Genomic DNA, 26,791 nt, shown 5'->3' with positions numbered 1-26,791 from the left:
GAGCCGTCCTCCGCGGCTGAGACAGAAAAAGGTATCAACGCATGTCCGAGGCACTTCCCACCATCTGGTTCGTCCTCATCGCCGTCCTCTGGGCCGGCTACCTCTTCCTTGAGGGCTTCGACCTGGGCGTGGGCATGCTGATGAAGCTCGTCTACCGCACCGATTCCCAGCGCAGGGTCCTGCTGAATACCGTGGGGCCGGTCTGGGACGGCAACGAGGTCTGGCTGATCACAGCCATCGGCGCCATGTTCGCGGCGTTCCCCCTCTGGTACGCCTCCCTGCTGTCATCGCTCTACCTGCCGTTCCTCGCAGTGCTCCTCGGCCTGATCTTCCGGGCGGTCGCCTTCGAATGGCGAGGCAAGGTCGACAGCCCCGCATGGCGGAACCGCTGGGACTGGGCCATCGCGCTGGGTTCCCTGACGGCCGCCGCCGGCATCGGAGCAGCGCTGGCCCTGACCACGACCGGGCTTCCCATCAATGCGAACGGCGACCGCGAAGGGGGCCCCTTCGCCTGGTTCAGCGGCTACGCACTGCTCGGCTCCGCCGCCGTCGTCCTCTTTTGCCTCGTGCACGCTGCGGCGTTCCTGGCGCTGAAGACCGACGGCGACGTGCGGCACACGGCGCTGCGGGTGATGCGGCGGCTGCTGCCCGTCGCGCTGCTGCCGATGCTCGCCTGGGCGGTCGTCGTGCAGGTCCGGGGCGGAACGCTGCTGACCGCCGCCGCACTCGTCCTTGCCGGCTGCTGCGCCGTCACCTCCCTGCGCTCGGCCCGCCGGAACCGCGACGGCCGGGCCTTCGCGGCGCTGGGCTCCGCCATGGTACTGACGATGGGCGCGATCTTCTCCGCGGCCTTTCCCGTGGTGCTTCCCTCGACCCTCGATCCGCTGTTCGACCTGACGGTCGACACCGCGTCGTCCTCCCCGTACACGCTCACCGTCATGAGCATCGTGGCGGCCTTCGGGCTGCCCCTGATCCTGGCTTACCAGGGCTGGACCTATTGGGTGTTCCGCCGCCGGATCTCCGAGCGCAGCATCCCCGCGGCCCACGCCGTGACCCCGCTGTGAGCACCCCGGGGGTGCGGACCGGAACGGAAAGGCCCCGCCGGAAACCTCCCGAAGGTCCGGCCGGTCCGGTCGGGTCGGCGCCGGCGGTGTACCTGCTCGGCGCTCTCGCCGCGGCAAAGGCCGCGGGGCTGGTGCTCGTGGCCCAGACCCTCGCCTCTGGGCTCGCCGCCCTCGCCGACGGGCGGCTGGAGCCGGGAACGCTCCTGCTCGAGGGCGCCGCCGGCGTCGCGCTGCGCACCATTGCGGCCTGGGGCCAGGACGTCACCGCCGCACGGCTCGTTGTCGGTGTGAAGGAGCGGCTGCGCAACGCCGCCCTGGAGCGCATCGTCGGCGACGGCGGCACCGCCGCCCTCCCGGCAGCGGGTACCGGCGGGCACACTGTGCCCGGTGCTCCCGTTGCCGCCGGCACGGGGGCCCTGAGCGTGCTGCTGACCCGCGGCCTCGACGGGCTCGACAAGTACTACACCCAGTACCTTCCCGCACTCGTCACCTGCGGCGTCGTCCCGCTGCTGATCGGCGCGCGGATACTCGCCGCCGACTGGGTCAGCGCCGTCATCATCCTCTTGACAGTTCCCCTGGTCCCGGTGTTCATGATCCTGATCGGGCTCCACACCGAGGACCGCACGCGGGATGCCGCGGCCGCCCTGGCACGCCTGTCGGACCACCTGCTCGAACTGGCCAGGGGCCTGCCGGTGCTTGTGGGCCTGGGGCGGGCCGCGCAGCAGACCCGGGCACTGCGCGACATCGCCGACAGCTCCTCGACGCGCACCATGGCAACACTGCGCACCGCGTTCCTTTCCTCACTGGCCCTTGAGCTGATCAGCACCATCTCGGTGGCCGTCGTGGCCGTCTTCGCCGGTGTGCGGCTGATCCACGGCGACCTCGGGCTCGAAACCGCCCTGCTCGCGCTGATGCTGGCACCCGAGTGCTACACGCCGCTGCGCGAGGTCGGGGCCGCCCACCACGCCAGCGAGGACGGCAGGGAGGCCGGCGGGCGCGTCCGCGCCATCCTTGAGGCTCCCCGGGCCAGCCGCGGACGGCACGGGGCCCCGGCGCCCGTCGCGGTCCGGGATCTCACGGCCCGCTTCAAGGGAGCAGGTGCGCCGCTGTTTTCGGGACTCAGCTTCACCCTCGGGGAGGGAACCATCACTGCCCTCACCGGCCCCAGCGGGAGCGGCAAGTCCACCCTCATGGCGCTCCTCGCCGGCACCACTGCCGCGCCTCCCGGGCTGGAGGTCACGGGCACGCTCTCCGGCGCGGCGCCCGGTTCGGTGGCCTGGGTTCCGCAGCACCCGGAATTCCTCCAGGACACCGTGGAGCAGGAGCTCGCCCTGTACACCGGGCTGCCCGTCGGCCACCGCGCGCTCGCCGACGGGCTCGCCTCGGTCGGCGGGCAGGGCCTGCTCGGCCGGCGGACCGGCGAGCTGAGCCCCGGCGAGGCGCGGAGGGTCGCCGTCGCTCGCGCCCTCCTGCGCACCCGGCACCAGCCCGGGGTAGGCCTGCTGCTGCTCGATGAACCCACGGCCCATGTCGACGCGGCGTCAACGGAAGCCATCCGCGCGGTGTTGCGCGGGCTCCGCGGGAGCGTCACGGTGCTGTTGATCGCCCACGACGAGGAGACCGCAGCACTCGCCGACGCCGCCGTCGTCCTGGGCGGGCCCCCTGCCGCGGCCGGCGGTTCGGCCTCCAGCGCGGCGCCGGGTGCCCCAGGGACACCCGGCACTGCCGTTGCCTCCGGGCAAGCTGGCCGTTCGGACTCCGGCAGGATGGGCGCCGCAGGTCCGGACCCGGCGGCCGACGGGCGTCCGGCCCCCGCCGCAGTGGACAGCGAACCCCCGGTGCATCCCGGGCCCGCCGCCCGTCTGCGGACCGTCCTGAGCCTGGTCCGGCCGTGGGAGCCGCGTTTCCTCGGTGCCGCAGGCCTTGGCCTCGGCGCATCCCTTTTCGCCGTGGCACTGACGGCCCTGTCCGGCTGGCTGATCGTGCGGGCGGGCGAGCAACCACCCATCCTGTACCTGCTCACCGCCATCGTGGGGGTGAGGTTCTTCGGCATCGGACGCTCCCTGCTGCGCTACTGCGAGCGCCTCGCCCTGCACCGCGCCGTCTTCGCCCGGGCTGACGAGGTGCGCCTGCGCGTGTGGGAGGGCCTCCTCGGCCGGTCGGAGTCCTGGCGCACTGTCTCCCGCGGATCCGGCGGCATCGAGTCCCTGGTGGGGGACGTCGACGAACTGCGCGACCTGACTCCCCGTGCGGTCCTGCCGCCGCTGACGGCGCTCTTGACCGGAGCCGCCGCCATCCTGACCACTGCGCTGCTGCTTCCTGAGGCGCTGGGGTGGCAGCTTGCGTCCGCTGCAGTGGCGCTGGGTGCGGCACCGGCAGCAGCGGTTCTGGCCGACCGGGCCGCCGGTGCCGCAAACCTGGCGCGGAGGGCAGAGTCACTGGAGCACACAGCGCGGCTCCTGCGCGCCGCCCCCGACCTTGCGGTGAACGCTGCCGCGGGCAGGGCGCTGGACCGCTGGAAGGCGCTCGATCACGCTGCCGCCCGGGGCCTGCGCCGCGTGGCCTGGGCTGCAGGCACGGGCCAGGGCCTCGTCGTGCTCGCCTGCTCCGCCGGCGCACTCGGGGTGCTGTCGGTGTCCGGCGGAGTGCCGGCCGAAACCGCAGCCGTCGTCGCCCTGATGCAGTTGGCGTTGATCGAACCCTTCGGGGCGGCGGCCGCTGCGGTGCAGCACTGGGGGCCGCTGCGGGCGGTCGCCGCACGGATCCATCCCATCCTTGCGCCGCGCCGCACCCGGCAGGACGGCCCAGCGCACTCCCAAACCCGGACGGTGTGCGCCGGGCGGAACGCCCCCCGCCGCGGCCGCTCCGGAAGCCCGCGGCATCCCGGGGAAAAAATTCGATCGGGAGAAGTCCACTCCGCGCGGGAGGGGCAGCCTGGTCCCGACGGCCGCACGGGCACCGGACCCATTCGTTCCCTCGCACTGCAGGACGCGGCGGTCGGCTACGGATCGGACCGTCCGGTCGTGTCGGGGGTCTCCCTCTCCCTGGCGCCGGGCCGCTGGACGGCCCTGACGGGCCCTTCGGGCAGCGGCAAGTCGACCCTGATCGGAGCCATGCTCGGGTTCCTGCCGCTGGCCTCCGGAAGCCTCCTGGTGAACGGCAGGGCGGTGGCCGGAGGGGAGCCGGTGCTGCGCAGGATCGCGTGGTGCCCCCAGGAGAGCCATCTCTTCAACTCGACCATCCGGGCCAACCTGCAGCTCGCACGGAACGACGGCTCACCAATCCCCGAAGCCGAACTCGTGCGGGTGCTGCACGCCGTGGGCCTCGGGTCCTTCCTTGACCAGCTCGAGGACGGCCTCGACGCGCGGGTGGGAGCGGGCGGCAGCCGGCTCAGCGGAGGACAGCGGCAGCGGCTCGCCGTCGCGCGGGCACTGCTGACCGACGCCGACGTCCTGCTGCTCGATGAGCCCACCGCGCACCTGGATTCGGCCGGCGCCCGCGCGCTCCTGCACGACCTGCGGCTGGGACTGACCGATAAGGCAGTGCTGCTCGTGACCCACGACGTCAGTGAGGCTGCCCTGTGCGAGGAGGGGGTGCGGATCGGAGGCGAGACCGGCGGGGATGTTCACTCCCGCGGGGGTGACCTACGCTGGGCGTATGAGCGCGTCTGAGACTTCCGCCCTGCCCGACTCCCTCTCCTGGCGTCCCATCACGGCGGAGGACATCGACCAGTGGCATGGTCTGATCCTGCGGATGGCGGCCGAGGACAAGCCCGACTGGATTGAAGAGCGCGTCGACCTGGAGCAGGCCCTGGCGTCCTCGAAGAACGATCCGCGCAAAGACACCATCCTCGGCGTCGACGCTGAGGGCACCGTCCGCGCGTTCGGAAGGGTGCTCATGAATCCCGGCTCCGTCAAGACCCACAGCGCCGGCGGGGTGGATCCCGCGTGGCGGCGGCGCGGCATTGGGCGGGCCGTTTTCGCCTGGCAGCAGCGCCGCGCGCGGGCGCGCCTCGCCGGCGCGGGCGTGGCGGGCGGGGTGCTGCGGACCTACGTGGAGGAGAGCAACCCCTCGCACGTGGCGCTGCTCAAACTCACAGGGAGCACCGTCGTCAGGTACTTCACCGAAATGACCCGCCCCCTCACTGAACCGATCCCGGAGCTTCCCTTTCCGGCGGAGCTGGACCTCGTGACCTTCAACGAGGCCATCTCGGAGGAGGTGAGGCTCGCGCACAACGACGCCTTCGGGGACCACTGGGGCAGCGAACCGCGCGACGAGGAGGCATGGGGCTTCGTCACCGCCCACCCCGAGTTCCGGGCCGACTGGAGCCTGGCCCTCGTGGAGCAGCAGACCGGGGCGGTGGCCGCCTACCAGATGGCCAGCTACGACCCCGGCTCGATTGAACTGCTCGGCCGCGCCGAGGGGTACACGGACCTGCTGGGGGTGCGCCGCGCCTGGCGGGGCCGCGGCCTTGCCCCGGCGCTGCTGGCGGAGGCAATGAAGCGTTTCCGTGACGGCGGCATGGACAGCGCCGGCCTGGGCGTTGACACGGAAAACCCCTCGGGCGCCCTTGGCCTGTACGAGCGGATGGGCTACGTTCCCACGCAGCGCTCGCTGGTGTTCGACCTCACGGTGACCTGACCCGCGCCGGGCGCACCCGGAAACGACGAACGCACCCGGAAATCCGGGTGCGTTCGTCGCTTTGCGGTGCGAAGGGCGTGATCGGCTGCGGCTAGGCCGAGGGCGCGCCGTCCTCCTCCGCCTGCCAGGCCAGGCCGGGGCCGACGGCCTCGATCTGCTGGGTCAGCGCGATCCCCGAGCCGTCGCGGCGGCCGTGCTCGGTCGGCAGGGCGCGTGCGACGCCGTTGGCCGTTGCCGCCTTCGCCGGACCGTGGCCCGCCCAGGCAAGCGCAAGCGCGTCCTCGCCGCGCAGGAACCGGTGCGCCCGCACCCCGGCGGTGGCACGGCCCTTGGCCGGGTACTCGGTGAACTCGGTGACCTTTACGGAACCGTGCGAGGTGCCGGGCAGCGCGTCGCTGGAGGTCGCGAGGGTCACGACGACGGCGGCGGGGTCGTCGGCGGCCACCGCGCCAAAGAACACAACGGTGTCGCCCACTGCAAGCTTGATGCCGCTCATCCCTCCGGCGGTGCGCCCCTGCGGGCGGACAGCCGAACCGGCGAAGCGCAGCAGCTGCGCCTGGCGGGTGATGAAGACCAGCTGGTCGTCGTCCCCGGCGGGGGCGATGCCGACCACGGAGTCCTTCGGCTTGAGCGAGATGACCTCCCAGTCGTCCCGGTTGAGCGGGTAGTCGGGGGAGACCCGCTTGACCACGCCCTGGGCGGTGCCAAGGGCCAGCACGGTGTTGAGCGGGGCAAGGCCCACCAGGGTCTCGCCGCGTTCGAGCGTGATGAATTCCCGGGCAGGCACCCCGCCGGCCAGGTTTGGAACCCCGGCCGTGGGCGGCAGGGACGGCATGTCCATCACCTGCAGCCGGATCATCCGGCCGGCGGAGGTCACCGCGGCGATCTCGGCGCGGGCGGTTGTGGCGATGATCGACCGGAAGGCGTCATGCCGGATCCGTTGTCCCTCCCCGAGCGGTTCGCGGTCCCCGGTGCGGGCGAGCTGGCCCGATGTCGAAAGGACCACCCAGCACGGGTCGTCGGCGATCTCGAGGGGAAGCACCGCCTTGGCGCCCCGGCCGGCGGCCTCGGGCAGCGCCGAGCCCTTCAGCGGGGCCGCTGCCTCCGATTCGAGGAGCACCGTGCGACGGGGAGTGGCGAACTCAGCGGAAATGACCGCGAGCTCATCGGAAACCAGTGCCCGCAGCAATTCCTCGGAGCCGAGGATGCGCTCCAGCTCCTCGATCTCCCGCCGGAGCTGGTCCTGCTCCTTCTCAAGCTCGATGCGCGAGTACTTGGTCAGCTGGCGCAGGCGCAGCTCGAGGATGTAGTTCGCCTGGATCTCGGAGAGGTCGTAGATCGACATGAGCCGCTCCCGGGCAGCGGCCGCCTCGTCGGAGGAGCGGATGATCTGGATGACCTCGTCGATGTCGACAATGGCGATCAGCAGTCCCTCCACGAGGTGGAGGCGGTCCTTCTTGCGCCCGAGCCGGTAGGCGGTGCGGCGGCGCACAACGAGGATGCGGTGGTTGATGTAGACGTGGAGGAGCTCGAGCAGGCCCAGGGTGCGCGGCTGGCCGTCGACAAGGGCAACGTTGTTGATGCCGAAGGAATCCTCCATGGGCGTGTGCCGGTAGAGCTGGGCGAGGACGGCGTTGGGGTTGAACCCGTTCTTCAGCTCGATCACGAGGCGCAGGCCGTGCATCCGGTCGGTGAGGTCGACGATGTCGGAGATGCCCTGGAGCTTCTTGGCGTTGACGGCGTCCTTGATGCGCTCGATGACCTTCTCGGGGCCCACCGTGTAGGGCAGCTCGGTGACGACGAGCCCGGTGCGGCGCGCGGAGAGCTGTTCAACCTCAACCTTGGCGCGGGTCTTGAAGGAGCCGCGGCCGGTCTCGTAGGCGTCTCGGACCCCGGTGAGGCCCACGATCTTGCCGCCGCTGGGCAGGTCGGGTCCGGGAATGAAGCGCATGATGTCGTCGAGCCCGGCGTCGGGGTTCGCGATGAGGTGGCGCGCGGCGGCAATCACCTCGCCGAGGTTGTGCGGGGCCATGTTGGTGGCCATTCCGACGGCGATGCCGCTCGCCCCGTTGACCAGGAGGTTCGGGAACGCCGCGGGGAGCACCTCAGGCTGCATCAGCTGGTTGTCGTAGTTGGGGACGAAGTCGACGACGTCTTCGTCGAGGTGGTCGGTCAGGCTCAGCGCCGGGGCGGCGAGCCGCGCCTCGGTGTACCGGGGGGCTGCGGGGCCGTCGTCGAGCGATCCGAAGTTTCCGTGCCCGTCGATCAGCGGCAGGCGCAGCGAGAAGTCCTGGGCCATGCGGACCATCGCGTCGTAGATGGCCGCGTCGCCGTGCGGGTGCAGCTTGCCCATCACTTCGCCGACAACGCGGGCCGACTTCACATGCCCGCGGTCGGGGCGCAGCCCCATGTCGGTCATCATGTACAGGATGCGCCGCTGCACCGGCTTCAGGCCGTCGCGCGCATCGGGGAGCGCACGCGAGTAGATCACCGAATAGGCGTACTCGAGGAACGAGTCCTGCATTTCGGATTCAACATCGATGTCGATGATGTTCTCGGTGAAGTCTGCGGGCGGGGCTGAATTTTGGCGCTTGGCCATGGCGGTGGTGGTTCCTCAACTTGGATCTGGGGCTGTTTCTCGCATGGGCAGGTCCGCTCTACTGACGGTTGCGGAGGATGCCCACTACGCTGAGTCTATGGTGGCAGACGGACATTACCCCGAATATTGGGAGGCTGATGTCGTCCTGCGGGACGGCGGAACGGGGCACCTGCGCCCCATTGCCCCCTCCGACGCCGACGCCGTCCAGGCATTCCACGGGCGCCAGTCCGAGAACTCGATCTACCTGCGGTTCTTCACCTACAAGGCCAAGCTCAGCGAAAAGGAGCTCAAGCGCTTCACCGAGGTCGACCACCACGACCGCGTGGCGTTCGTGATCACCCGCGGAGCCGACATCATCGGGATCGGCCGCTACGACCGGCTCGACGACCCGACCGAGGCCGAGGTCGCGTTCAACGTGTCGGACTCCTACCAGGGCCGCGGGGTCGGCTCGATCCTCCTTGAGCACCTCGCCACGGCCGCCCGCGAAAACGGGATCCGGCGCTTCTCCGCCGAGGTCCTTCCCGAAAACCGGAAGATGATCAGCGTCTTCGCCGACGCCGGCTACGAGGTGAAGCGCCACTTCGACGACGGCGTGGTCATGCTCAATTTCGACATCGACCCCACCCGCAAGTCCCAGGCCGTCATGGAGGCGCGCGAACACCGGGCCGAGGCGCGCAGCGTCGCGAAACTGATGACGCCGTCCTCCATTGCGGTGATCGGCGCCAGCAGGAAATGGGGGACCGTCGGGTACTCCCTGCTCGAACACCTCATTGAGGGCCGGTTCACCGGGACCGTCTACGCGGTGAACCCGGAGGCCTTCGAGCTTCAAGGCATGGTGTCGCACGCCTCCCTGGCGGAGATTCCCGGGCCCGTGGACCTTGCGATCATCGCCGTCCCCTACGACCAGGTGGACAAGGTCGTGGGGGAGTGCGCCGCAGCCGGCGTCCGGGGCCTGCTCGTCGCGACGGGCGGCTACGCGGAGGACACCGAACAGGGCCTCGCCCGTCAGCGCGGGCTCGTCCACACGGCCCGGGCGCACGGCATGCGGGTTGTGGGGCCGGCCTCGCTGGGGCTCGTCAACACGGACCCTGCGGTGCGCCTCAACGCGTCGATGGCGCCCGCGCTGCCCCGGCGCGGCAGCCTCGCCCTGTTCAGCCAGTCCGCCGGCCTCGGGGTGCTCCTCTACTCGGCGGCCAGCCGGCGCGGGCTCGGCGTTTCGTCGATCATCTCCGCCGGCAACCGGGCCGACGTGTCCGGCAACGATGCGATGCAGTACTGGGAAGACGACGCCGCGACCAGCGCCGTCGGCCTCTACCTCGAATCGATCGGCAACCCGCGCAAGTTTTCCCGGATCGCACGCCGCCTCGCCCAGACCAAACCGGTGATCGTCGCGAAGTCCGGGACCACCGGAATGCAGCTTCCCCCAGGGCATGCCGTGCGCGTCACGCAGGCCCCGGCCGGGGCGCTCGACGCGATGCTCCGCCAGTCCGGGGTGATCCAGGTCGAGACAACCGAACAGCTCATGGATGTCGCGCAGATCGTCGCCTCGCAGCCGCTGCCGGCCGGCCCCGGGGTCGCGGTATTCAGCAACTCCTCGGCCCTCGGCAAGGTCGTCGCCGACGCGGTTGCCGCCCACGCCATGACCGTTGCAGCCGTCGTCGCGGACCTCGACCTCGACGCCGGGCAGTCGGTTGCCCTTCCCGCCCTCGAGGCGGCCCTCACAGCGGCCCTGGCCGACGAATCGGTCCACTCGCTCATCCTGGCCACCCTCCCGGCACGCGGGCTCACGGCCGAGGCCGTAGCGGCGCGGCTTCAGGCCTGCGGGGAGGCCTTCGGCAAGCCGGTTGTTGCATCCTTCACCGGAATCCTCGACGCGGCACTGCAGCTCGACGGCCTCGTTGCCGCCCAGCCGCAGGCAGGGGCGGAGGCCACCTCCAACGGCCGGCGCCAGGGCGACGGGCCGGGAACCGCCGACGACGCCCGCGCCGGCACCGACCTGCAGCGCGGCGTGCCGTGCTTCGCCAGCCCGGGTGCTGCCGTGTCGGCCCTTGGCGCGGTGGTCGGCTACACCGCCTGGCGCTCCCGCGACCACGGCGAGTTCACCGACGTGCCCGGCACCGACGCCGACGCCGCCGACGCCCAGCTCGAGGCCATCCTCACCCGGGTCACCGGCGTCGGCCTCACCCGGCTCACCGGCCCGGAGAGCGCTGCCCTGCTGGCCACCTACGGCATCGACCTGCTGCCCTCGGAAAGCTTCGACTCCGCCGACGACGCCGTCGCCGCGGCCGAGCGCCTCGGGTGGCCGGTGGCGCTCAAGACGATGGACGAGCACCTCCGGCACCGACTCGACCTGGGCGGAGTGCGGCTGAGCATCGACAACGCGGAGTCGCTGCGCCGGAACATCCTGCAGATGGAGAAGGCGCTTGCCCCCTTCGGCAGCTTCGGCATGGAGGTTCAGTCAATGGCACCCTCAGGGCAGGCGTGCACCCTGCGGGCGATCGAGGACCCCCTGCTGGGCCCGGTGCTTTCCTTCGGCCTGGCCGGTGACGCGGTGAACGTCCTCGACGACTGGGGGCACGGCGTGCCGCCGCTGAGCACCGTCAACGTGGCGGACCTCGTGCGCTCGCCGAAGGCCTCGATCAAGCTCTTCGGCTACCAGGGGCTCCCTCCCGCGGACGTTGCGGCCATTGAGGACCTGGTGGCCCGGGTGGCGCTGCTCAAGGACCGGCACCCGGAGATCGCCCTTCTCGAATTCAACCCGGTCCTTGTCTCAACCGCGGGGCTGTCTATCCTCAGCGCCCGCATCGAAGTGGGCAATCCCCGCCAGCGCACCGACAGCGCCCGGCGTGCGATGCGCGACTAGGCCGGACAGGACCGCGGGTTAGGCAGAGCGCGGGCGGGTAGGGGAAACTGGACTAATGACCCTCTCGCTTTCCCCGCAGCGCCGTGACCTTGACGCCTCACTTGAGCGCGCGGGCTTCTACCCGCGCCTCGTGGCGGACGTCGTCCACGACGCCCTCGACGGCCGCGAACCCCTCTCGCACGTTGTCCACCTCGAAACCCACTTCGAACGCACCGAGGTGCACCGCCACATCACCGTGCTGGTGCTGACCGAGGACATGCTCGTCATCACCCACGTCGATGACCAGCAGCTCGACGACGCCGGTGAGCAGGTCACAGCCCAGATCTCCACCGAATCGGTGCCGGTCAGCCAGATCCGCTCCGTGGTCCTGAGCTACCTCTACGCGCAGCCCCAGGACTACAAGCCGTCGGACCAGGCGCGCGAGATGACCCTGGCCATCGCGTGGTCGGGCGGCCAGCGCCTCGACATGGGACCGGCAGCGTGCGGGGACCCCCAGTGCGACGCCGACCACGGGTACACCGGCACGATCGCCCAGGAGGACATCGTGCTGCGCGTCAGCGCCGAAGCCGACGGCGTCCAGGCCGTCCAGAACGCCAAGTCGTTCGCCCGCGCACTCCGCAAGGTGAACACCGCAAGCTCGGTTGCCCCCGGCGTCGTCCTCACCTCCGAACGCACGGGCCGGCGCCAGCCGGGCTTCGGCGGGCGCTTCACCCGGGCCCACCACGACCGGTAGGGCCGATGACGACCCTTTCGGTGCACCGCGAACCCCTTCCGGCGGCCCCGGCCTACGGGAGCGGAACAGTGGCCGAGGTGATGACAAGCGCGGCCGCGGCGCTGGGCCTCGAACAGTTCTCCAATGCCCTCAGCCTTCCGGCCGCCCGGCGGGTCTGCGTCGTCATGGTCGACGGGCTCGGGCTTTCGCTGCTGAGGAAGCGCGGCGGCCACGCCCCGTTCCTGCGCGGACGGCTCGAGGGCTCCCGTACCCTCAGCGCCGCGTTCCCTTCGACGACGGCCGCCTCCCTGGCCAGCCTCGGCACCGGACTGCCGCCGGGGAAGCACGGCATGGTCGGTTATGACGTGCTAGACCCCGCCCAGGACAAGGTGGTGAACATGCTTGGGGGCTGGGACGCCGGCGTTGACCCGTTCACGTGGCAGCCGCACCCCACGGTGTTCGAACGGGCCGCCTCGGAGATTCCGGTGGTCACGGTCAGCCAGCCGCGGTTCGCCGATTCCCCGATGACCCGGGCCGCCCTGCGCGGGGGAACGTTCAAGGCCGCGGGCACCGTCCAGGCGCGTGTGCGGGCGGCCGCCGAGCTGCTGGCAGGATCGCCGACGATGCTCATGTACTTCTACCTGAACGACCTCGACAAGGCCGGGCACCGCCACGGCAGCGACTCCGCGGACTGGGTGGACCGCCTCGAAGACCTCGATTCCGCGATGCGCACCCTCGCCCGGTCGGTTCCCCCGGACACCCTCCTGCTGCTGACGGCCGACCACGGCATGGTCGACGTAGCGCCCGAGGCGCGGTTCGACTACTCGGCCGATCCCGGCCTCGTCGACGGTGTCGCACACACCGCGGGGGAACCCCGGATGGTGCATCTGTACTGCGAGCCGGAGCTTTCCGCGGACGGGCGCGCGCAGCTGCGCCAGCGCTGGCAGGACGCCTACGGGCGCCACGCGTGGGTGCTGACCCGCACGGAGGCGGTCGAGGCCGGCCTGTTCGGCCCGGTCGATGAGCCGGTGCTGCCGCGGATCGGCGACCTGCTCATCGCCGCACGGGAACCCATTGCCCTGTACGACACGAGGCGGGTCTCCGAGGCCGCCCTCGAGGTCGTCGGCCAGCACGGGTCGATGACGCGCGCCGAGCGCGAGGTTCCCCTCCTGACCCTTAACCGACCCGCCGGCAAGCCCAAGGGTGCCGGCACCAAGAACACCGCCGGGAGGCAGAAGCGTGGCTGAACTGGTTTTCTTCAGTGGAACCATGGATTGCGGCAAGTCGACCCTTGCCCTGCAGATGGATCACAACCACCGGGCGCGTGGGCGCAACGGAGTGCTGTTCAGTTCCCACGACCGGGCCGGCGAGTCGATGATTTCGAGCCGGCTGGGGTTGAGCACCGCAGCCGTCGAGGTGCTCCCGGCAACGGATTTCTGGGTGGAGATCACCGGGCGCCTCACCCGGGGCGCCCGGGTGGACTACCTGATCTGTGATGAGGCGCAGTTCTACACCGGGCAGCAGATCGAGCAGCTGGCCCGCGTGGCCGATGAGCTGGCGATCGACGTGTTCGCCTTCGGCATCACCTCGGATTTCCGCACCCGCCTGTTTCCCGGCTCGCAGCGGTTGATCGAGCTGGCCGACCGCATCCAGACCCTCCAGGTCGAGGCCCTGTGCTGGTGCGGAAAGCGCGCCACCCACAATGCGCGCACCGTTGACGGCGTCATGGTTGTCGAGGGGGACCAGGTTGTCGTTGGCGACCTGGAGCAGAATGCGCTCACGGACGCCGGTGCCGCAGGTTCCGCGACCGCAGCGTCCGGGGCCGGCCCGGTCACGGGTTACGAGACACTGTGCCGCGGGCACCACATGCGGCGGCAGACCGCCCGCACCTCGAACACCCTGGTGGGCAATGAGATGCCGCTGCCCTTCGACGCACCGCCCGTTGGCGAACCCGTCCGGATCTAGGACGGACCTGGACCGGTTTAGCCAGGTCCAGACACATCCAGGCACATCCAGCCTGATTAGCCTGACTCAGCCGGGAAGACGGCACCCGACAGGGTCTCCGCCCTAGGGCGGGCGGGGATCGCCAGGGCGGGCGGGGATCGGCGGGCTCTGGAGACCGCAGCCAGCGAGCCCAGCGGCGCCCGTGCGGCAGCGGGTGGTGGCCGCGCCGGACGCTAGTCGCCCTTGGTGCCGAAGACGATCTGGTCCCAGCTCGGGACGCTCGAGCGCTTCGGCTTGATCCTGCGGTCCGCTGCCTCCTCGGCCTTCCCGCGGCCACCCTCGGGCTTTTCGTCTCCGCCCTCGGCGCGCCGGCTGTCGGAGCCCTGCGCCTCCCGGGGATCTTCGGACGTCCCGGCCTGCCCCGCAGGGGTCTCTCCGGTCGGGCGTGCGGGCCGGGCGAAGATGCTGATCTCGCGCGTGTCGGTGCTCACGCCGTCGTAGAGCCGCGGCGTGCCGTCGGAGTGGTGGCTCAGCTGCTCGTCGTCCTCGTGCTCGGGCAGCGGGGGAGCCAGGCTGAGGCCGGGGGCTGGGGACTCGGCCGTGGGCGCCGGCTCGTCACCGTTGTCGATCCCGTCGCGCGGATGCGCCGCCGGGATGCTGCCGCGGGTCAGGAGTTCGGCGAGGGTGTCATCGCCGTCCTCGTCGACACCAATCCGCTGGCCGCGCCGCGAGCGCAGGACATCGAGCAGGCCGTCGGCGTCGTCGGCGGGGATGGGGGCCGCCTCCTCTTCCTTTTCGGCCTCGAAGTCAAAGACCCGGTCGGCCACGGCGCTGAGGCGCCGGGCGGGAAGGGGGCCGTCGAGCGGTTCGAGCTCGCTGAGCAGCTGCGCCCAACGGTTGGCATTCACGACGGTCTTGCGCGACGGGTTGAAGGTCCACTGGGCCGGGGGCTCCTCGCCGACGTTCACGGCCGCGCCCTCGGGAAGCGTGAAGCGGGCAACGACGTTCCAGGCACCGTCGGTGCGCCGCCAGGAGTCCCATTCGACGCTCTCTGGGTCAACCCCGTACGCCTCAAGGCGGAAGGCGACCATTTCGCCGAGCTGGGCCGGGTTCTCCCCGAAAGCGGAGCGGTATCCGTCGTGGGAGGGAAGGGCCGAGGCAACCTCGACCTTCTGCGCGAGGTAGGCCATGTAGTCGCGCTCGGCGCGTACCGGCCCCTCATAGCGCAGGATCGAGGAGAGTTCGATGCCGGTTTCGTCGGCGATCCCCTGGGCGGTGGCGCCGCTGCGGATCCGGGCCTGGATTTCCCGCGGCGTCAGGTGCGCACCCTGCCCGGTGGGGCCGGCGGGCGCAGCGGGAGCCACCCTCGTCGACTGCCGGGTACCAGCCACGCGGAGTGCTTCATTGATCGGCAGACGGAAGGTTGACCCTCCATCGCCGCTTAGCAGCAGATGTTCGCCATCCTCATGGACACCCACCAGGCGTAGCTCCTGCATTAAATATCCTCCAGCCGACGGTCATTACTACCTAAAACTGTGCCATTGAATGCCGGGCATTCCTACTACACCCGCTGGTGTGGCGCGGATCTTCTGATCCCGGAGCGGGATTAGCCGCGCCAAGGACCTCGATGATGGTGCAGATGTGGGTATTGTTTCCCCAGCACCGGACCGCCGCTTACCTGCGGCCGCCGGGTGCGTCAGGACTCTTCGAGGAACCGGGGGAAAGAGGATTATGGCCACCGACTACGATGCGCCGCGACAGGCCGAGGACGATGTCAGCGCGGACTCCCTTCCGGAGCTGAAGGCACCGGCCCCGAAGACGGTTCTCGTTGACGAGGACGAAACCGAGATGGCCGACTCGTTCGAGCTGCCCGGGGCCGATCTTTCGAGCGAGGAGCTCGCGGTCCAGATCCTGCAGGCGCAGGCCGACGAATTCACCTGCTCCTCGTGCTTCCTCGTGCGGCACCGCTCGCAGATCGCCCGCGAAAAGAACGGTCAGCTGTACTGCAGCGACTGCGAAGGCTGACTCCAGGGCGACGGGATTGACAGTCCGGGACGGACCCCTAGGACGTCAGCGCCTTGACCAGCTTCTCGGGGTGTTTCGAGGAGGTCAGCCAGTACGGCGTGCGGTCCTCGGGATCCACGACCTCGATCCGCACCACCGGGGAGATCCATCCGCGGATGCACAGGTAGGCGAGGCCGTTGAGCCCGGGCCCGCGCTGGTGCGTGGCTTCGTCGCCGGTGAACATCTGGACGGCGCCGAGATACTTCCGCTCAATGCTCGCCCTGCCGACGGTAAGCGTCGTGGGGGTGACGAGGATGCGCGGGGTTGAGAGGACCAGCAGGGTGGCCAGCACCACCGCGATGATTGCTGCGGCGGCGAATCCGACGGCGAGGTCGATGGGGGCGAAGGTCACGATCGACGCGCCCGCGACCCCCGCTGCGATCAGCCAGATCCACAGCGAGGGCCACAGCTTCTCCTCGTACAGTGCGACGTCCTGGACTGACCCTTCGGCGGTTGGTGGCATGGAACTACCTTTGCACTTTTTCGAGGTTCTTTCATCCCGGCTCCCACGCCGACCGTGCCGCTCAGGCGCTAAAGTGGAAGGCTGTACGCTGAAGCGGCCAACCCACCACACCGGGCTGGCCCGCGCGCGGGCCGCGGGGGCCGGATGCCGCTGCCGGGAAATTCATTCGACGCACCATGTTGGAGACGCACGTGCTTGAGACGCAGCAGGACCTGGCAGTGGAGATCGTGATGCTCGACGCCGGTTTGGAACCGCCCGCCTACGCGAAGCCCGGTGATGCCGGAGCGGACCTGCGGAGCCGCATCGACTTTTCGCTCGCCCCGGGGGAGCGCAGGCTCATCCCCACGGGCGTGTCCATCGCCCTGCCCGAAGGCTTCGCGGGCTTCGTCCATCCGCGCTCGGGGCTCGCGGCCAAGCACGGGCTGACCATCGTCAACGCGCCGGGCACCATCGACGCCGGCTACCGCGGCGAGATCCTGGTGTGCCTGCTGAACACCGACGCTGACCAGACGGTCCACCTTGCCCGCGGTGACCGCATCGCGCAGCTCGTCGTGCAGCGCGTGGAACGGGCCGTCTTCGTGCCTGTTACCGCTCTATCCGAGTCGGTGCGCGGCGCCGGAGGGTTCGGCTCAACGGGCGGCTACACCGTCGTCCCGCCCGCTGCCCCGCAGGCCCCCGGTGAGTGACGTGCGCCCCGGCGCGGCCTCAGCCGAGCCCCCCAAAGCCCGGAAGCGCACGATGCTTTCCTGTTCCACACCTCCACAGAAAGGGACCCAGCAATGGTTTTTGGGCGCCTGAAGAAGAAAAAGCAGGATGCTGAAGCATCCACCCCCGACGCCGGGACGGACGGCACCGCGGCCCCTGATGAAGCGCCCGCCGGCGACGCCGCTGAGCCCGTTTCCGCAGCCGCAGGCTCGACGACGGACACCGACCGGAGCATCACGGGGCCGTTCGACTCCTCGGAGAAGGACTCCGACCACGGTTACATCGACCTTGGCGCGCTGCGCATCGGCGCCGCCGAGGGGCTCCAGCTGCGCCTCGAGGTCGAAGAGCGCACCAAGCGCGTCATCGCCGTAACCCTCGACCTCGGAGGCTCAACGCTTCAGCTGCAGGCATTCGCCGCGCCCCGCTCCGAAGGAGTGTGGGACGAGATCCGCCAGCAGATCGGCGTGTCCGTCGGGTCGCAGGGCGGAACCATCGAGGAGCGGCAGGGCAACTTCGGCACCGAACTCATCGCTAAACTGCCGGCCCAGACCCCCGACGGCCGCAGCGGCGTCCGGATCGCGCGCTTCGTCGGAGTCGACGGTCCACGTTGGTTCCTCCGCGGCGTCTTCGGTGGCCCCGCCGCCATCGACGCCGACGCTGCGGCGCCCGTCGAACGGCTGTTCCGCAGCGTCGTCGTGGTGCGCGGGGACCACCCGCTTCCGCCGCGGGAGCTGCTCCAGCTGCGCCTGCCCAAGGAAGCCTCGCCGACGCCGCCGGCTCCGGAGCCGGCCCGTCCCGGAATCGATCCGCTCCAGCGGGGCCCCGAAATCACCGAGATTGGCTAGCTCAGCCCGGCCAGGACCGCACCGGGCCACCCGGCAGGAGCCGGGTGCAGGGCCCGGCATCGGCCGTGGGCGGGTGCGCGGGCGGGGGCTGATCGACGGCGTCACCATCCAGCCCCGCTCGGCGGCACCGCGGTTCACCGCGATCGTGCGGATCGAAGGCGATCCGCGGCTCGAGGGAGCACGCGTGCGCCTGGTGTGGATGGGCCAGCGGCGCGTCCCGGGAATCGAGCCGGGCGCCGAAATCGCCTTTGAGGGCATGGCCAGCGCTGTGGAGGGCCTGCCAACCGTGTACAACCCCCGCTATGAAATCATCGGACGCCCTGAGGCTCCGTAGTGAAGAGGCACTGTAAATGAACGAGGACCAGCACACCGAAGGCCCCTCAAGCGCGGGCGGCGCCGGCGGGCAGCCGACGCCGGAGGCCCTGGCATCCCAGTACGCCGCCCGGTCAGGGGTACGACGCAACGCGCAGGGCCACATCGACGTCCTCTCCTCAATCGGCGGAGTGCAGGGACTCGCCGAGAGCATCGTCCCCGGGCTCGTCTTCACGGTGCTGTTCACCATCACCCAGGACCTGAGGCTGTCCCTCATTGCCTCCCTGGCCGCCGCGGCCGTGTTCTCCGCGATCCGCCTGATCTCCCGCAAGCCGCTCACCCAGGCCCTGTCCGGGCTTGTCGGCATCGCCTTCTGCGCCTTCGTCGCCCTGCGCACCGGCAACGCCGAGGACTTCTTCCTTCCCGGCTTCTACATCAACGGCATCTACATCGTGGCAATGGTGGTGTCGATCGCCGTGCGCTGGCCCGTCGCCGGCCTCCTCTTCGGATTCATCCGCGGCGAGGGCATCGAGTGGCGCAAGGAGCCGGCCCGGGTGCGCGCCTACGCCATCGCGACCTGGATCATCGTGTCGGTTCTGGCACTGCGGCTCGCCGTCCAGCTGCCGCTCTACCTTGCCGGAAACATCCCGGCCCTTGGCTCGACGCGCGTGGCGATGGGCCTTCCGCTTTACGCCCTCGGGCTGTGGCTGGCCTGGCTCATTTCCCGCCCCGCTTCGGTTCCGCCCGCCGACCGGAGCTGACGCCGGCCGCCGGGTTTTTCCTTCCTACTGATCGGCGTCCGGCCTGCTGCGGGCGGAGAGGGCCCGCCGGAGCTCGTCTTCGACGGCGATGGTGGCGAGGAAGAACAGTTCGTCACCGGCCTCGACCACGTCGTCGCTGCTGGGGGTGATCGGTGACTCGTCGCGCAGGATCGCCACAACGGCGCAGTCATACGGCAGGCCGAGCGACCCGAGCCGGTGACCGATCATGGGGGAGTCCTGGGGAACGGTGAACTCAACGATCGACGCGACGCCTGTCTGAAGGGTCAGCAGGCGCACCAGGTCACCGATCTCGACCGCTTCCTCAACCAGGGCGGTCATCAGCCGCGGCGTATTGACGGCGACGTCGACCCCCCACGAATCATCGAACATCCAGTCGTTCTTCGGGTTGTTGACCCGCCCCACCGTGCGGCTGACGCCGAACTCGCTCTTCGCCAGGAGTGAGACGACAAGGTTCACCTTGTCGTCTCCGGTTGCCGAAACGACGACGTCGGCCTCGTCGAGCTGTGCGTCCTTGAGCGTTGTGAGTTCGCACGCATCACCGATAAGCCACTTTGCGCCCTTGAGCCCGCTCCGCGCGATCGCTTCGGGCTTCTCATCGATCAGCAGAATCTCGTGCTTGTTCGAGAGCAGCTCGCGGGCAATCGACGACCCGACACTCCCGGCACCGGCTATGACAACCTTCATTCGGCTTCCTCCTCGGGTGGCTTGGCGAGAATCCGGCCTATTTCGTCGGTCGCCGTCGTTTTCATCATGGCGTGCAGGATGTCACCCTGCTGGTAGCTCGTCTCGGCGGTGGGCAGGACGCCCTCCCCGAAGCGGGTCAGGTACGCGATCCGGACCCCTGCCGCCGCTTCGATGTCCTGCAGCGAGTGGCCCATCCAGGCATCATTGAGCACAAGCTCGCCGAGGATCAGCCGCCCCGACGTTTCGCGGAAGTCACCGCCGATGCTCTGCTCGGGAAGGATCCGCCGCAGCACCTGGTCGGCGCTCCACCGCACGGCGGCGACGGTGGGGATGCCCAGCCGCTGGTAGATCTCGGCCCGGCCGGGATCGTAGATCCGGGCCACCACGTGGGGGACGTGGAAGGTTTCCCGCGCCACGCGGGTGGCAAGGATGTTCGAGTTGTCGCCGCTTGAGACGGCGGCGAAGGCGTAGGCGTTCTCGATGTCCGCATGCTTGAGGGTGTCCCGGTCGAAGCCCACCCCCGTGACCTTGCGGCCGCCGAAGGAACCACGCAGCCTGCGGAAGGCGCGGTCGTCCTGGTCGATGATCGCGACGCTGTGGCCCGATTCATCGAGGGTGTGCGCGAGGCTGACACCCACCCTGCCGCACCCCATAATCACGAAATGAGCCACCGAAAGGCACCCCTGTCTCCTGCGTCGCCCGGCGCCAGGCCGGTTGTTTTCCCGGCTTGATCCCGGCGTATCGCCGGGCCGTGCACGGCTGCTGACGGCCTTCGGCGGCTTGAGGGGAAAAGCTCCTCCCCGCCGCGCCGACGACCGCCGTACACCCCAAGCCTAATGGCTGAGGTGCCGCGCAAACGCGCTAGTCTTTGGGCTGTGCTGACTTTTTTGGGAGCCACCAAGCGCGTCCTGGTGGGCAGGCCTTTCCGCAGTGACAGGCTGAGGCAGCAGACCCTGCCCAAAAGGTGGGCGATGCCCGTCTTTTCGGCGAATGCGCTCTCCTCCGTGGCGTACGCGCCCGACGAAATCATCCTGACCCTCGCCCTGGCCGGGGTCGCGGCGGTGACCCTCGCCCCCTGGGTGGGCCTTGCGGTGATCGTTGTGCTGCTCGTGGTGATCGCCTCCTACCGGCAGGCCCTCCACGCGTACCCCTCCGGCGGCGGCGACTACGAGATCACCCGCCGGAACCTCGGCGGCAGGGCCGGTGCAGTTGTGGCCTCGGCGCTCCTTGTCGATTACGTCCTCACTGTGGCGGTTTCCGTCTCGGCGGCCGCCCAGTACCTTGCCGACCTTGCGCCGGGGCTCGCGCAGATGCGCGTGGCCGTCGCTGTGTGCGGCGTGGTGGCGCTGGTGCTGCTCAGCCTCAGGGGATTCACCAACGGTGCCCGCGCCATGGCGGTCCCGACCTACCTCTTCGCCGCCGTCATCCTCGGCATGTGCGCCGCCGGGCTCTTCCAGAAGGCCGCCGGAACGCTCCAGGCGGCTCCCACGGCCGGGTTCGAGATCCTGCCCGACGCCGCATACGACGCCGGCCTCGTGGGGCTCGGCGGCGCGCTGCTGATTCTCCGCTCCTTCTCAGCCGGGGCCGCCGCGCTCACCGGCGTCGAGGCGCCGAGCGCCAACCTGGCCCGCTTCGAGCCGCCCAAGGCCCGCAACGCCGCAACGACGCTGCTGGTGCTTGGCGTGGTGGCGGCGGCAATGACCGCCGGCATCATCTACCTCGCGAACGCCGCAAGGGTCCACGTAGTGCAGAACCCGGCCGCGCACCTGCGCATCGACGGCCAGCCCGTTCCCGAAAACTACGTGCAGAGCCCGGTCCTCAGCCAGCTCGCCGAGGTGGTCTTCAGGGACGCCTCCTTCCCGTTCTACCTCGTGGTGGGCACCACGGTGCTTGTGCTGCTGCTCGCCGGGCAGGCCGCCTTCAACGGCTTCCCCGCCCTGGCCTCCGTGCTCGCCGCCGACGGCCACCTTCCCGCCCAGCTGAAGACCCGGGGGGACCGGTTGACCTTCAGCAACGGAATCCTCGCCCTTGGCCTCGGCGCGGTGGTGCTGATCCTGATCTTCAAGGCCGATGTAACGCAGCTCGTCCAGCTCTACATCGTCGGCGTCTTCGTCTCGTTCACCCTCAGCCAGCTGGCCCTGATCAAGCACTGGTCGCGGGAGCTGCGCAGCACCGTCGGCAAACAGCGGCGCCTGCGCATGCACCGCTCGCGGGCAATCAACATCCTTGGCTTCGTGCTGACGGCCGCCGTCCTCGTCGTCATCCTGATCTCCCGGTTCGAGTACGGGGCCTGGATCGCGGTGCTGGCCATGGTGGTGCTGTTCGCCATCATGAGCAGCATCAAGGCCCACTACGACCACGTGGCCACCGAGCTGGCGATCGACGACGCCGAGTCCCTGCGGGCACTGCCGGCGAGGGTCCACGCCGTCGTCCTCGTCTCCCACGTGCGGAAGCCGGTGCTGAGGGCACTGGCCTTCGCCCGCGCGTCCCGGCCGTCGCGGCTCGACGCGATCACCGTCGACATCGACCCGGATCAGACCCGGCGCATCCTGCAGGACTGGGAGCGCTACGACCTCCCCGTCCCCATCACGGTGCTTGCGGCGCCCTACCGTGACGTCATCCCTCCCATCCTCGAATACATCAGGACGATCCGCAGCGAATCTCCGCGGGACCTGATCGTCGTGTACATCCCCGAATACGTTGTGGGCAAGTGGTGGGAGCAGCTGGTGCACAACCAGACGGCCCTGCGCATCAAGGCGCGGCTCCACTTCGTCCCGGGCGTCATGGTTGCCAGCGTCCCCTGGCAGCTCTCGTCCTCCGCAGACGCCAACGCACCCCAGGAAGTGAAATGAACGCGCAGAGCCAGGAAGCAGACCTGCTCGAGGTGACCGTCGAGCGCGCCGCCCACGGCGGCCACACCGTTGCACGGCACGAAGGGCGCGTGGTCTTCGTCCGCCACGCGCTCCCCGGCGAGAGGGTCAGGGTCCGCCTGACCGAGCAGGAACCGGGCGCCAGCTACTGGCGGGCGGACACCGTCGAGGTCCTCGCTCCGTCCGAGCACCGGGTTCAGCACCCGTGGGCCCCCGCCGATGCCCTCGCCGCGGCACTGCACGGACACCGACCGGTGGGCGGGGCGGAATTCGGTCACATCGCGCTCGCTGAACAGCGGCGGCTGAAGGGGGCGATCTTCTCCGAGCAGCTCGCCCGGATCGCACGGATGGACCGCGAGGTGCAGGCCGAAGCCGCCCCCGGCGAGGCACCCGACGGCCTGGGCTGGCGCACCCGCGCCGCCTTCGCCGTGACCGCCGGAGGCCGCCTCGCCATGCACGTCCACCGCTCCGAGGAACTGGTGACCGTCACCGGAATGCCGCTTGCGGTCGCAGCCGTCAACGAGCTGCGGCTGTGGGACATCGACTTCTCCGGAATGGAGCGGGTTGACGTCGCCGCCGGTTCCGGCGGCGGGGAACCCCTCGTGCTCCTCGTCCCACGGGCCGGGTCACCGGCACGCCGGCCCGCCGCCATCGCCGCGCAGGTCACCGGTGCGTCGGTGGCCGTCCTCGACAATGAAACGGGGACGATCACCCGCCTCAAGGGCCGGACCTGGCTGTCCGAAAGGGTGGGCCGGCACGAGTACCGGGTCACCGGGCCGGGGTTCTGGCAGATCCACCGGCAGGCACCCTCCGTGCTCGTCAACGCCGTCATCGAGGGGCTCCAGGTGGCCGAGGGCGAGCACGTGGCCGACCTCTACGCCGGAGCAGGCCTGTTCACCGTTCCGCTGGCGGCCGCAGCCGGCAGCTCCGGATCCGTGCTCTCGGTTGAGGGCTCACCGGGCACCAGCCGTGACGCCCGGCGGAACCTGCACGGCCAGGACCAGGTCAGCATTGTGCAGGGCCGCGTCGACAAGGTGCTGCACGGGCACAGCGGACCCCTCGACGTCGTCCTCCTCGACCCCCCGCGTGCCGGTGCCGGCAAACGGGTTGTCGGGCAGATCATCGCGGCGGCCCCCCGCACCGTGGGTTACGTCTCCTGCGACCCGGCCTCCTTCGCCCGGGACCTCGGGCTGTTCACCGCCCAGGGCTGGACGCTCGAGTCGCTGCGGGTGTTCGACCTGTATCCGCACACCCACCACATGGAATCCTTCGCCGTCCTCGCCCCGCCCGCCGCCGCTTGATCCGGCCGTGCGCCGCCCGCGCGGACGTGCCTTCACCGCCGGGCGGAAGCCTGTCCAGCCCGGGCTCCGGCCGGGTCCGGGCACGTCCGCGCGGGGCGGAACGTTAGAGTTAAGCACTGACTGGCGATGTCGTCGCCGCACCGCACTAACTGAGGAGGCGCCGATGGGACTCTTGGGAACGATCCGCAGCCCGCAGGACCTGAGCAGGCTTTCCGGGAACCAGCTCAAGTCCCTTGCCCAGGAAATCCGCAACTTCCTGGTCACCAACGTCTCCCGCACCGGCGGCCACCTCGGCCCCAACCTCGGCGTCGTCGAACTGACGCTGGGCATCCACCGCGTGTTCGACTCACCGCGCGACAGCATCATCTTCGACACCGGACACCAGGCCTACGTCCACAAGCTCGTCACGGGCCGGCAGAACTTCGACACGCTGCGCCAGCAGGGAGGCCTCTCGGGCTACCCCTCCCGCGCCGAGTCGGTCCACGACATCGTTGAAAGCTCCCACGCGTCGTCGTCGCTGTCCTGGGCCGACGGCATCTCCCGGGCGCGCGTCCTGAACGGCGAAGGCGACCGGTACACCGTCGTCCTCGTTGGCGACGGCGCACTCACCGGCGGTATGGCCTGGGAAGCGATCAACAACATCGCCGCCGACAAGCGCCGGCGCGTGGTGATCGTCGTCAATGACAACGGCCGCTCCTACGCTCCGACCATCGGCGGCGTCGCCGACTACCTCGCCTCGCTGCGTCCGGCCCTCGACTCGGTGCGCACGCACCGGGCCTACGAGCGGACCCTCGACTGGTTCAAGCGCCAGCTGCAGAACGGCGGCACCGCCGGGCAGTTCGCCTACAAGAGCCTCCACGCGACGAAAAAGGGCGTCAAGGACTGGTGGGTGCCCCAGGGCCTCTTCGAGGACCTCGGCATGAAGTACGTCGGCCCTGTCGACGGCCACGACCTCGGCGCCGTCGAACAGGCGCTGCACCTGGCCCGCAACTACGAGGGCCCCGTGATCGTCCACGCGATCACGGAGAAGGGTCACGGGTACGCGCCGGCCCGAGCCCATGAGGCCGACCAGTTCCACGCCGTCGGGATCATCGACCCGGGAACGGGGGAGCCCGTCGAATCGGGTGCCCTGCAGTCCTGGACTTCCGTCTTCGCCAATGAAATCGCGGACATCGCCGATGAGCGCCCCGACATCGTGGGCATCACCGGTGCCATGCTCATCCCGGTTGGGCTGCACCGGTTCGCCGCGCGGCACCCGGACCGGGTGTTCGACGTAGGCATCGCCGAACAGCACGCCCTCACAAGCGCCGCGGGCATGGCGTTCGGCGGGCTGCACCCGGTCGTCGCCCTTTACGCCACCTTCCTCAACCGGGCCTTCGACCAGCTGCTCATGGACGTCGCCCTGCACAAGGCGGGGGTGACGATCGTGCTCGACCGCTCCGGAGTGACCGGGCCCGACGGCGCGAGCCATCACGGCATGTGGGACCTGGCAATGCTCCAGGCCGTCCCGGGGCTCCACCTTGCGGCGCCGCGGGATGCTTCGCGATTGCGCGAGGAACTGCGCGAGGCCGTTGCGATCTCCGACGCCCCAAGTGTCGTGCGCTACTCCAAGGGAACGGTCGGGCCTGAGGTTGAAGCCGTCGAGCGCCTCGAGGACGGCGTGGACGTGCTCGCCCGGCGTCCTGCCGGATCACGCAACAACGACGTGCTCATTGTCAGCGTTGGCGCAATGAGCGAACTGGCCCTCGACGTCTCGGCCCGCCTCGGCGCCCAGGGCATCAGCTCGACGGTTATCGATCCGCGCTGGGTCCTGCCCGTTCCCCGCTCCGTCATCTCACTCGCCGCCGAGCACCGCATCGTCATCGTCATCGAAGACGGGGTCCGGGCCGGCGGCGTCGGCTCCCGGATCCGCCAGGAGATGCGTGCAGCAGGCGTCGACACCGCGCTGAACGAGGTAGGGCTTCCCGTCGAGTTCCTCGACCACGGCTCGCGCGGCGAGGTGCTCGCCCGGGTCGGCCTCACCGCGCAGCAGGTGGCGCACGACGTCGTCGGCCAGGTCCTTGGCACAAAGGTCCCTGTGGCACGCCCGCTCGCCGGCCACCAGACCTCCACGGCCCACGAGTCATCGTCCGGGCAGGAGTCCTCGACCGGTCAGCTGCCGCAGCTCTGAGCTACGGCGTCCGCTCATCGAGGACGCACAACCAACGCGTCGGGGCCCGCTTAGTCCGTCCGTTGTGCGTTCTGGATGCGAGGGAAGGTGCTGTCACCCCACCAGGGCGTCGGCAAAGCGCAGGAACACCGACGCCGCTGCCGCCAGAAGCAGCACCGTGATGATCACCCAGGCCCACTCAGAGACGAAGCCGGCGGCGCCCCGTCCCACCGGTAGGACCCCGGAGGAGGCATTGCGTGCGGTGACCCGGACGGTGAGCACGATCATCACCGCCCACACCACCATGCAGTAGATGCACAACAGTGAGATCTCAAAGAGCGCTTGGTACCACAGCCATGCCGTGAAGAGCGCTCCGGCGGTCACCCCGCCCTGGAACCACAGCCAGTACCAGCGGTTCAGGCGCGCCCCGGCGAGCAGCGCCATGCCGGTGGTGGCCACCACGGCGAACGCGACGATCCCGAGCAGCGGATTCGGGAAACCGAAAACCTGCGCCTGCCAGGTCCGGAACACTGCGCCGCAGGAGACGAACGGGCTGAGGTCGCAGCTCGTGACGTACCCGGGGTCGGCGTAGACGGCGAGCCGCTCCAGGGTGAGCTGCGCGGAGGCCAGCCAGCCGAGAATCCCGGCGATGATCAGCACCGCGGCGAACCGGCGGTCGGAAGGTGGTCCGCTCCCGCGCCGGGGCTCCGGGCCCGGCCCGTCCTGTGAAGTGCCCCGCCCGGGGGACGGGGAACCTCCCTCCCCGGAGGGGTGCTGCATTTGGTGCGCCATG

General features: G+C 70.1%; 21 protein-coding genes. 15 read left to right on the top strand and 6 right to left on the bottom strand.

Going from position 1 to position 26,791, the window contains the following annotated elements:
- The first annotated feature begins 41 nt into the window (after window positions 1-41).
- From cydB to AC4D14_RS15730, 3 genes are all read left to right on the top strand, one after another.
- Complete coding sequence (cydB, locus tag AC4D14_RS15740) at window positions 42-1,064, top strand: cytochrome d ubiquinol oxidase subunit II (RefSeq protein ID WP_490903589.1); 1,023 nt, start codon at window positions 42-44, stop codon at window positions 1,062-1,064.
- Window positions 1,065-1,150: 86 nt separating this feature from the next.
- Entirely contained in the window at window positions 1,151-4,735 is a 3,585-nt protein-coding gene (gene cydC, locus AC4D14_RS15735) for a thiol reductant ABC exporter subunit CydC (RefSeq protein WP_490903588.1), read from the top strand.
- A complete protein-coding gene (locus tag AC4D14_RS15730; protein WP_490903587.1) occupies window positions 4,722-5,705 on the top strand; it encodes a GNAT family N-acetyltransferase in 984 nt (327 codons plus the stop codon). Before cydC ends, AC4D14_RS15730 begins: the two co-directional genes overlap by 14 nt.
- Before the next feature lie 91 nt (window positions 5,706-5,796).
- Here the strand turns inward: AC4D14_RS15730 and AC4D14_RS15725 are convergent, their stop codons facing one another.
- The gene (locus AC4D14_RS15725; protein ID WP_490903586.1) at window positions 5,797-8,304 is read right to left on the bottom strand and encodes a DNA gyrase/topoisomerase IV subunit A; all 2,508 of its coding nucleotides are present in this window, start codon (window positions 8,302-8,304) and stop codon (window positions 5,797-5,799) included.
- A gap of 97 nt (window positions 8,305-8,401) precedes the next feature.
- On the opposite strand from AC4D14_RS15725, the gene AC4D14_RS15720 reads away from it, so the two are divergent.
- The 4 genes from AC4D14_RS15720 to AC4D14_RS15705 are packed head-to-tail and all read left to right on the top strand — an operon-like array spanning window position 8,402 to window position 13,844.
- Window positions 8,402-11,167: a bifunctional acetate--CoA ligase family protein/GNAT family N-acetyltransferase gene (locus AC4D14_RS15720; protein ID WP_490903585.1), complete on the top strand. Its 2,766-nt coding sequence runs from the start codon at window positions 8,402-8,404 to the stop codon at window positions 11,165-11,167.
- 55 nt (window positions 11,168-11,222) lie between these two features.
- The gene (locus tag AC4D14_RS15715; protein WP_490903584.1) at window positions 11,223-11,900 is read left to right on the top strand and encodes a DUF5998 family protein; all 678 of its coding nucleotides are present in this window, start codon (window positions 11,223-11,225) and stop codon (window positions 11,898-11,900) included.
- Between the two features lie 5 nt (window positions 11,901-11,905).
- A complete protein-coding gene (locus tag AC4D14_RS15710) occupies window positions 11,906-13,126 on the top strand; it encodes an alkaline phosphatase family protein (RefSeq protein WP_490903583.1) in 1,221 nt (406 codons plus the stop codon).
- Window positions 13,119-13,844 (top strand): thymidine kinase, encoded by a 726-nt coding sequence (locus AC4D14_RS15705; RefSeq protein ID WP_490903582.1) that lies wholly within the window; start codon window positions 13,119-13,121, stop codon window positions 13,842-13,844. The genes AC4D14_RS15710 and AC4D14_RS15705 overlap by 8 nt, the downstream gene beginning before the upstream one ends.
- 212 nt (window positions 13,845-14,056) lie before the next feature.
- Here AC4D14_RS15705 and sepH read toward each other — a convergent pair whose 3' ends face one another.
- Window positions 14,057-15,319, bottom strand: a complete 1,263-nt coding sequence (gene sepH / locus AC4D14_RS15700; protein WP_490903581.1) for a septation protein SepH — start codon at window positions 15,317-15,319, stop codon at window positions 14,057-14,059.
- 235 nt (window positions 15,320-15,554) lie between these two features.
- Here sepH and AC4D14_RS15695 point away from each other — a divergent pair, with 235 nt between their 5' ends.
- Complete coding sequence (locus AC4D14_RS15695) at window positions 15,555-15,848, top strand: DUF4193 domain-containing protein (RefSeq protein ID WP_490903580.1); 294 nt, start codon at window positions 15,555-15,557, stop codon at window positions 15,846-15,848.
- Between the two features lie 37 nt (window positions 15,849-15,885).
- Here AC4D14_RS15695 and AC4D14_RS15690 read toward each other — a convergent pair whose 3' ends face one another.
- Window positions 15,886-16,350, bottom strand: coding sequence for a DUF3093 domain-containing protein (locus AC4D14_RS15690; RefSeq protein ID WP_490903579.1), 465 nt, complete (start codon window positions 16,348-16,350; stop codon window positions 15,886-15,888).
- Between the two features lie 176 nt (window positions 16,351-16,526).
- Between AC4D14_RS15690 and dut the strand changes: the two genes are divergently transcribed.
- From dut to AC4D14_RS15670, 4 genes are all read left to right on the top strand, one after another.
- Window positions 16,527-17,036, top strand: a complete 510-nt coding sequence (gene dut / locus AC4D14_RS15685) for a dUTP diphosphatase (RefSeq protein ID WP_490903578.1) — start codon at window positions 16,527-16,529, stop codon at window positions 17,034-17,036.
- Window positions 17,037-17,129: 93 nt separating this feature from the next.
- Window positions 17,130-17,900, top strand: a complete 771-nt coding sequence (locus AC4D14_RS15680) for a DUF3710 domain-containing protein (protein WP_490903577.1) — start codon at window positions 17,130-17,132, stop codon at window positions 17,898-17,900.
- The gene (locus AC4D14_RS15675; protein ID WP_490903576.1) at window positions 17,893-18,234 is read left to right on the top strand and encodes a single stranded DNA-binding domain-containing protein; all 342 of its coding nucleotides are present in this window, start codon (window positions 17,893-17,895) and stop codon (window positions 18,232-18,234) included. The genes AC4D14_RS15680 and AC4D14_RS15675 overlap by 8 nt, the downstream gene beginning before the upstream one ends.
- A gap of 16 nt (window positions 18,235-18,250) precedes the next feature.
- A complete protein-coding gene (locus tag AC4D14_RS15670; RefSeq protein ID WP_490903575.1) occupies window positions 18,251-18,973 on the top strand; it encodes a DUF3159 domain-containing protein in 723 nt (240 codons plus the stop codon).
- A 24-nt stretch (window positions 18,974-18,997) separates the two neighbouring features.
- Here AC4D14_RS15670 and AC4D14_RS15665 read toward each other — a convergent pair whose 3' ends face one another.
- On the bottom strand, window positions 18,998-19,678 hold the full coding sequence (locus tag AC4D14_RS15665) for a potassium channel family protein (RefSeq protein ID WP_490903574.1): 681 nt from the start codon (window positions 19,676-19,678) through the stop codon (window positions 18,998-19,000).
- Window positions 19,675-20,349: a potassium channel family protein gene (locus AC4D14_RS15660; RefSeq protein ID WP_490903573.1), complete on the bottom strand. Its 675-nt coding sequence runs from the start codon at window positions 20,347-20,349 to the stop codon at window positions 19,675-19,677. The genes AC4D14_RS15665 and AC4D14_RS15660 overlap by 4 nt, the downstream gene beginning before the upstream one ends.
- 204 nt (window positions 20,350-20,553) lie before the next feature.
- Here AC4D14_RS15660 and AC4D14_RS15655 point away from each other — a divergent pair, with 204 nt between their 5' ends.
- From AC4D14_RS15655 to dxs, 3 genes are all read left to right on the top strand, one after another.
- The gene (locus AC4D14_RS15655; protein WP_490903572.1) at window positions 20,554-22,530 is read left to right on the top strand and encodes an APC family permease; all 1,977 of its coding nucleotides are present in this window, start codon (window positions 20,554-20,556) and stop codon (window positions 22,528-22,530) included.
- Window positions 22,527-23,849, top strand: coding sequence for a class I SAM-dependent RNA methyltransferase (locus AC4D14_RS15650; RefSeq protein WP_490903571.1), 1,323 nt, complete (start codon window positions 22,527-22,529; stop codon window positions 23,847-23,849). The genes AC4D14_RS15655 and AC4D14_RS15650 overlap by 4 nt, the downstream gene beginning before the upstream one ends.
- A 163-nt stretch (window positions 23,850-24,012) precedes the next feature.
- A complete protein-coding gene (gene dxs, locus AC4D14_RS15645) occupies window positions 24,013-26,019 on the top strand; it encodes a 1-deoxy-D-xylulose-5-phosphate synthase (protein WP_490903570.1) in 2,007 nt (668 codons plus the stop codon).
- A 93-nt stretch (window positions 26,020-26,112) separates the two neighbouring features.
- On the opposite strand, the gene AC4D14_RS15640 is transcribed toward dxs, so the two are convergent.
- Window positions 26,113-26,790, bottom strand: coding sequence for a vitamin K epoxide reductase family protein (locus AC4D14_RS15640; protein WP_490903569.1), 678 nt, complete (start codon window positions 26,788-26,790; stop codon window positions 26,113-26,115).
- Window position 26,791 lies beyond the last annotated feature (1 nt).

It is taken from the genome of Arthrobacter sp. TJ-254 (assembly GCF_058269175.1).
The sequence above is the reverse complement of the archived record's forward strand: the minus strand, read 5'-3'. Positions and strand labels throughout refer to the sequence as shown.

What these genes read in the sequence shown, in the direction of transcription:
- AC4D14_RS15715 (WP_490903584.1), top strand. Translation starts at nt 11,223, where the DNA reads ATGACCCTCTCGCTTTCCCCGCAGCGCCGTGACCTTGACGCCTCACTT.
- sepH (WP_490903581.1), bottom strand. Translation starts at nt 15,319, where the DNA reads ATGCAGGAGCTACGCCTGGTGGGTGTCCATGAGGATGGCGAACATCTG.
- AC4D14_RS15650 (WP_490903571.1), top strand. Translation starts at nt 22,527, where the DNA reads ATGAACGCGCAGAGCCAGGAAGCAGACCTGCTCGAGGTGACCGTCGAG.
- dxs (WP_490903570.1), top strand. Translation starts at nt 24,013, where the DNA reads ATGGGACTCTTGGGAACGATCCGCAGCCCGCAGGACCTGAGCAGGCTT.
- AC4D14_RS15730 (WP_490903587.1), top strand. Translation starts at nt 4,722, where the DNA reads ATGAGCGCGTCTGAGACTTCCGCCCTGCCCGACTCCCTCTCCTGGCGT.
- cydB (WP_490903589.1), top strand. Translation starts at nt 42, where the DNA reads ATGTCCGAGGCACTTCCCACCATCTGGTTCGTCCTCATCGCCGTCCTC.
- AC4D14_RS15665 (WP_490903574.1), bottom strand. Translation starts at nt 19,678, where the DNA reads ATGAAGGTTGTCATAGCCGGTGCCGGGAGTGTCGGGTCGTCGATTGCC.
- AC4D14_RS15640 (WP_490903569.1), bottom strand. Translation starts at nt 26,790, where the DNA reads ATGGCGCACCAAATGCAGCACCCCTCCGGGGAGGGAGGTTCCCCGTCC.
- dut (WP_490903578.1), top strand. Translation starts at nt 16,527, where the DNA reads ATGTTGGAGACGCACGTGCTTGAGACGCAGCAGGACCTGGCAGTGGAG.
- AC4D14_RS15720 (WP_490903585.1), top strand. Translation starts at nt 8,402, where the DNA reads ATGGTGGCAGACGGACATTACCCCGAATATTGGGAGGCTGATGTCGTC.
- AC4D14_RS15710 (WP_490903583.1), top strand. Translation starts at nt 11,906, where the DNA reads ATGACGACCCTTTCGGTGCACCGCGAACCCCTTCCGGCGGCCCCGGCC.
- AC4D14_RS15695 (WP_490903580.1), top strand. Translation starts at nt 15,555, where the DNA reads ATGGCCACCGACTACGATGCGCCGCGACAGGCCGAGGACGATGTCAGC.
- AC4D14_RS15670 (WP_490903575.1), top strand. Translation starts at nt 18,251, where the DNA reads ATGAACGAGGACCAGCACACCGAAGGCCCCTCAAGCGCGGGCGGCGCC.
- AC4D14_RS15725 (WP_490903586.1), bottom strand. Translation starts at nt 8,304, where the DNA reads ATGGCCAAGCGCCAAAATTCAGCCCCGCCCGCAGACTTCACCGAGAAC.
- AC4D14_RS15680 (WP_490903577.1), top strand. Translation starts at nt 17,130, where the DNA reads ATGGTTTTTGGGCGCCTGAAGAAGAAAAAGCAGGATGCTGAAGCATCC.
- AC4D14_RS15690 (WP_490903579.1), bottom strand. Translation starts at nt 16,350, where the DNA reads ATGCCACCAACCGCCGAAGGGTCAGTCCAGGACGTCGCACTGTACGAG.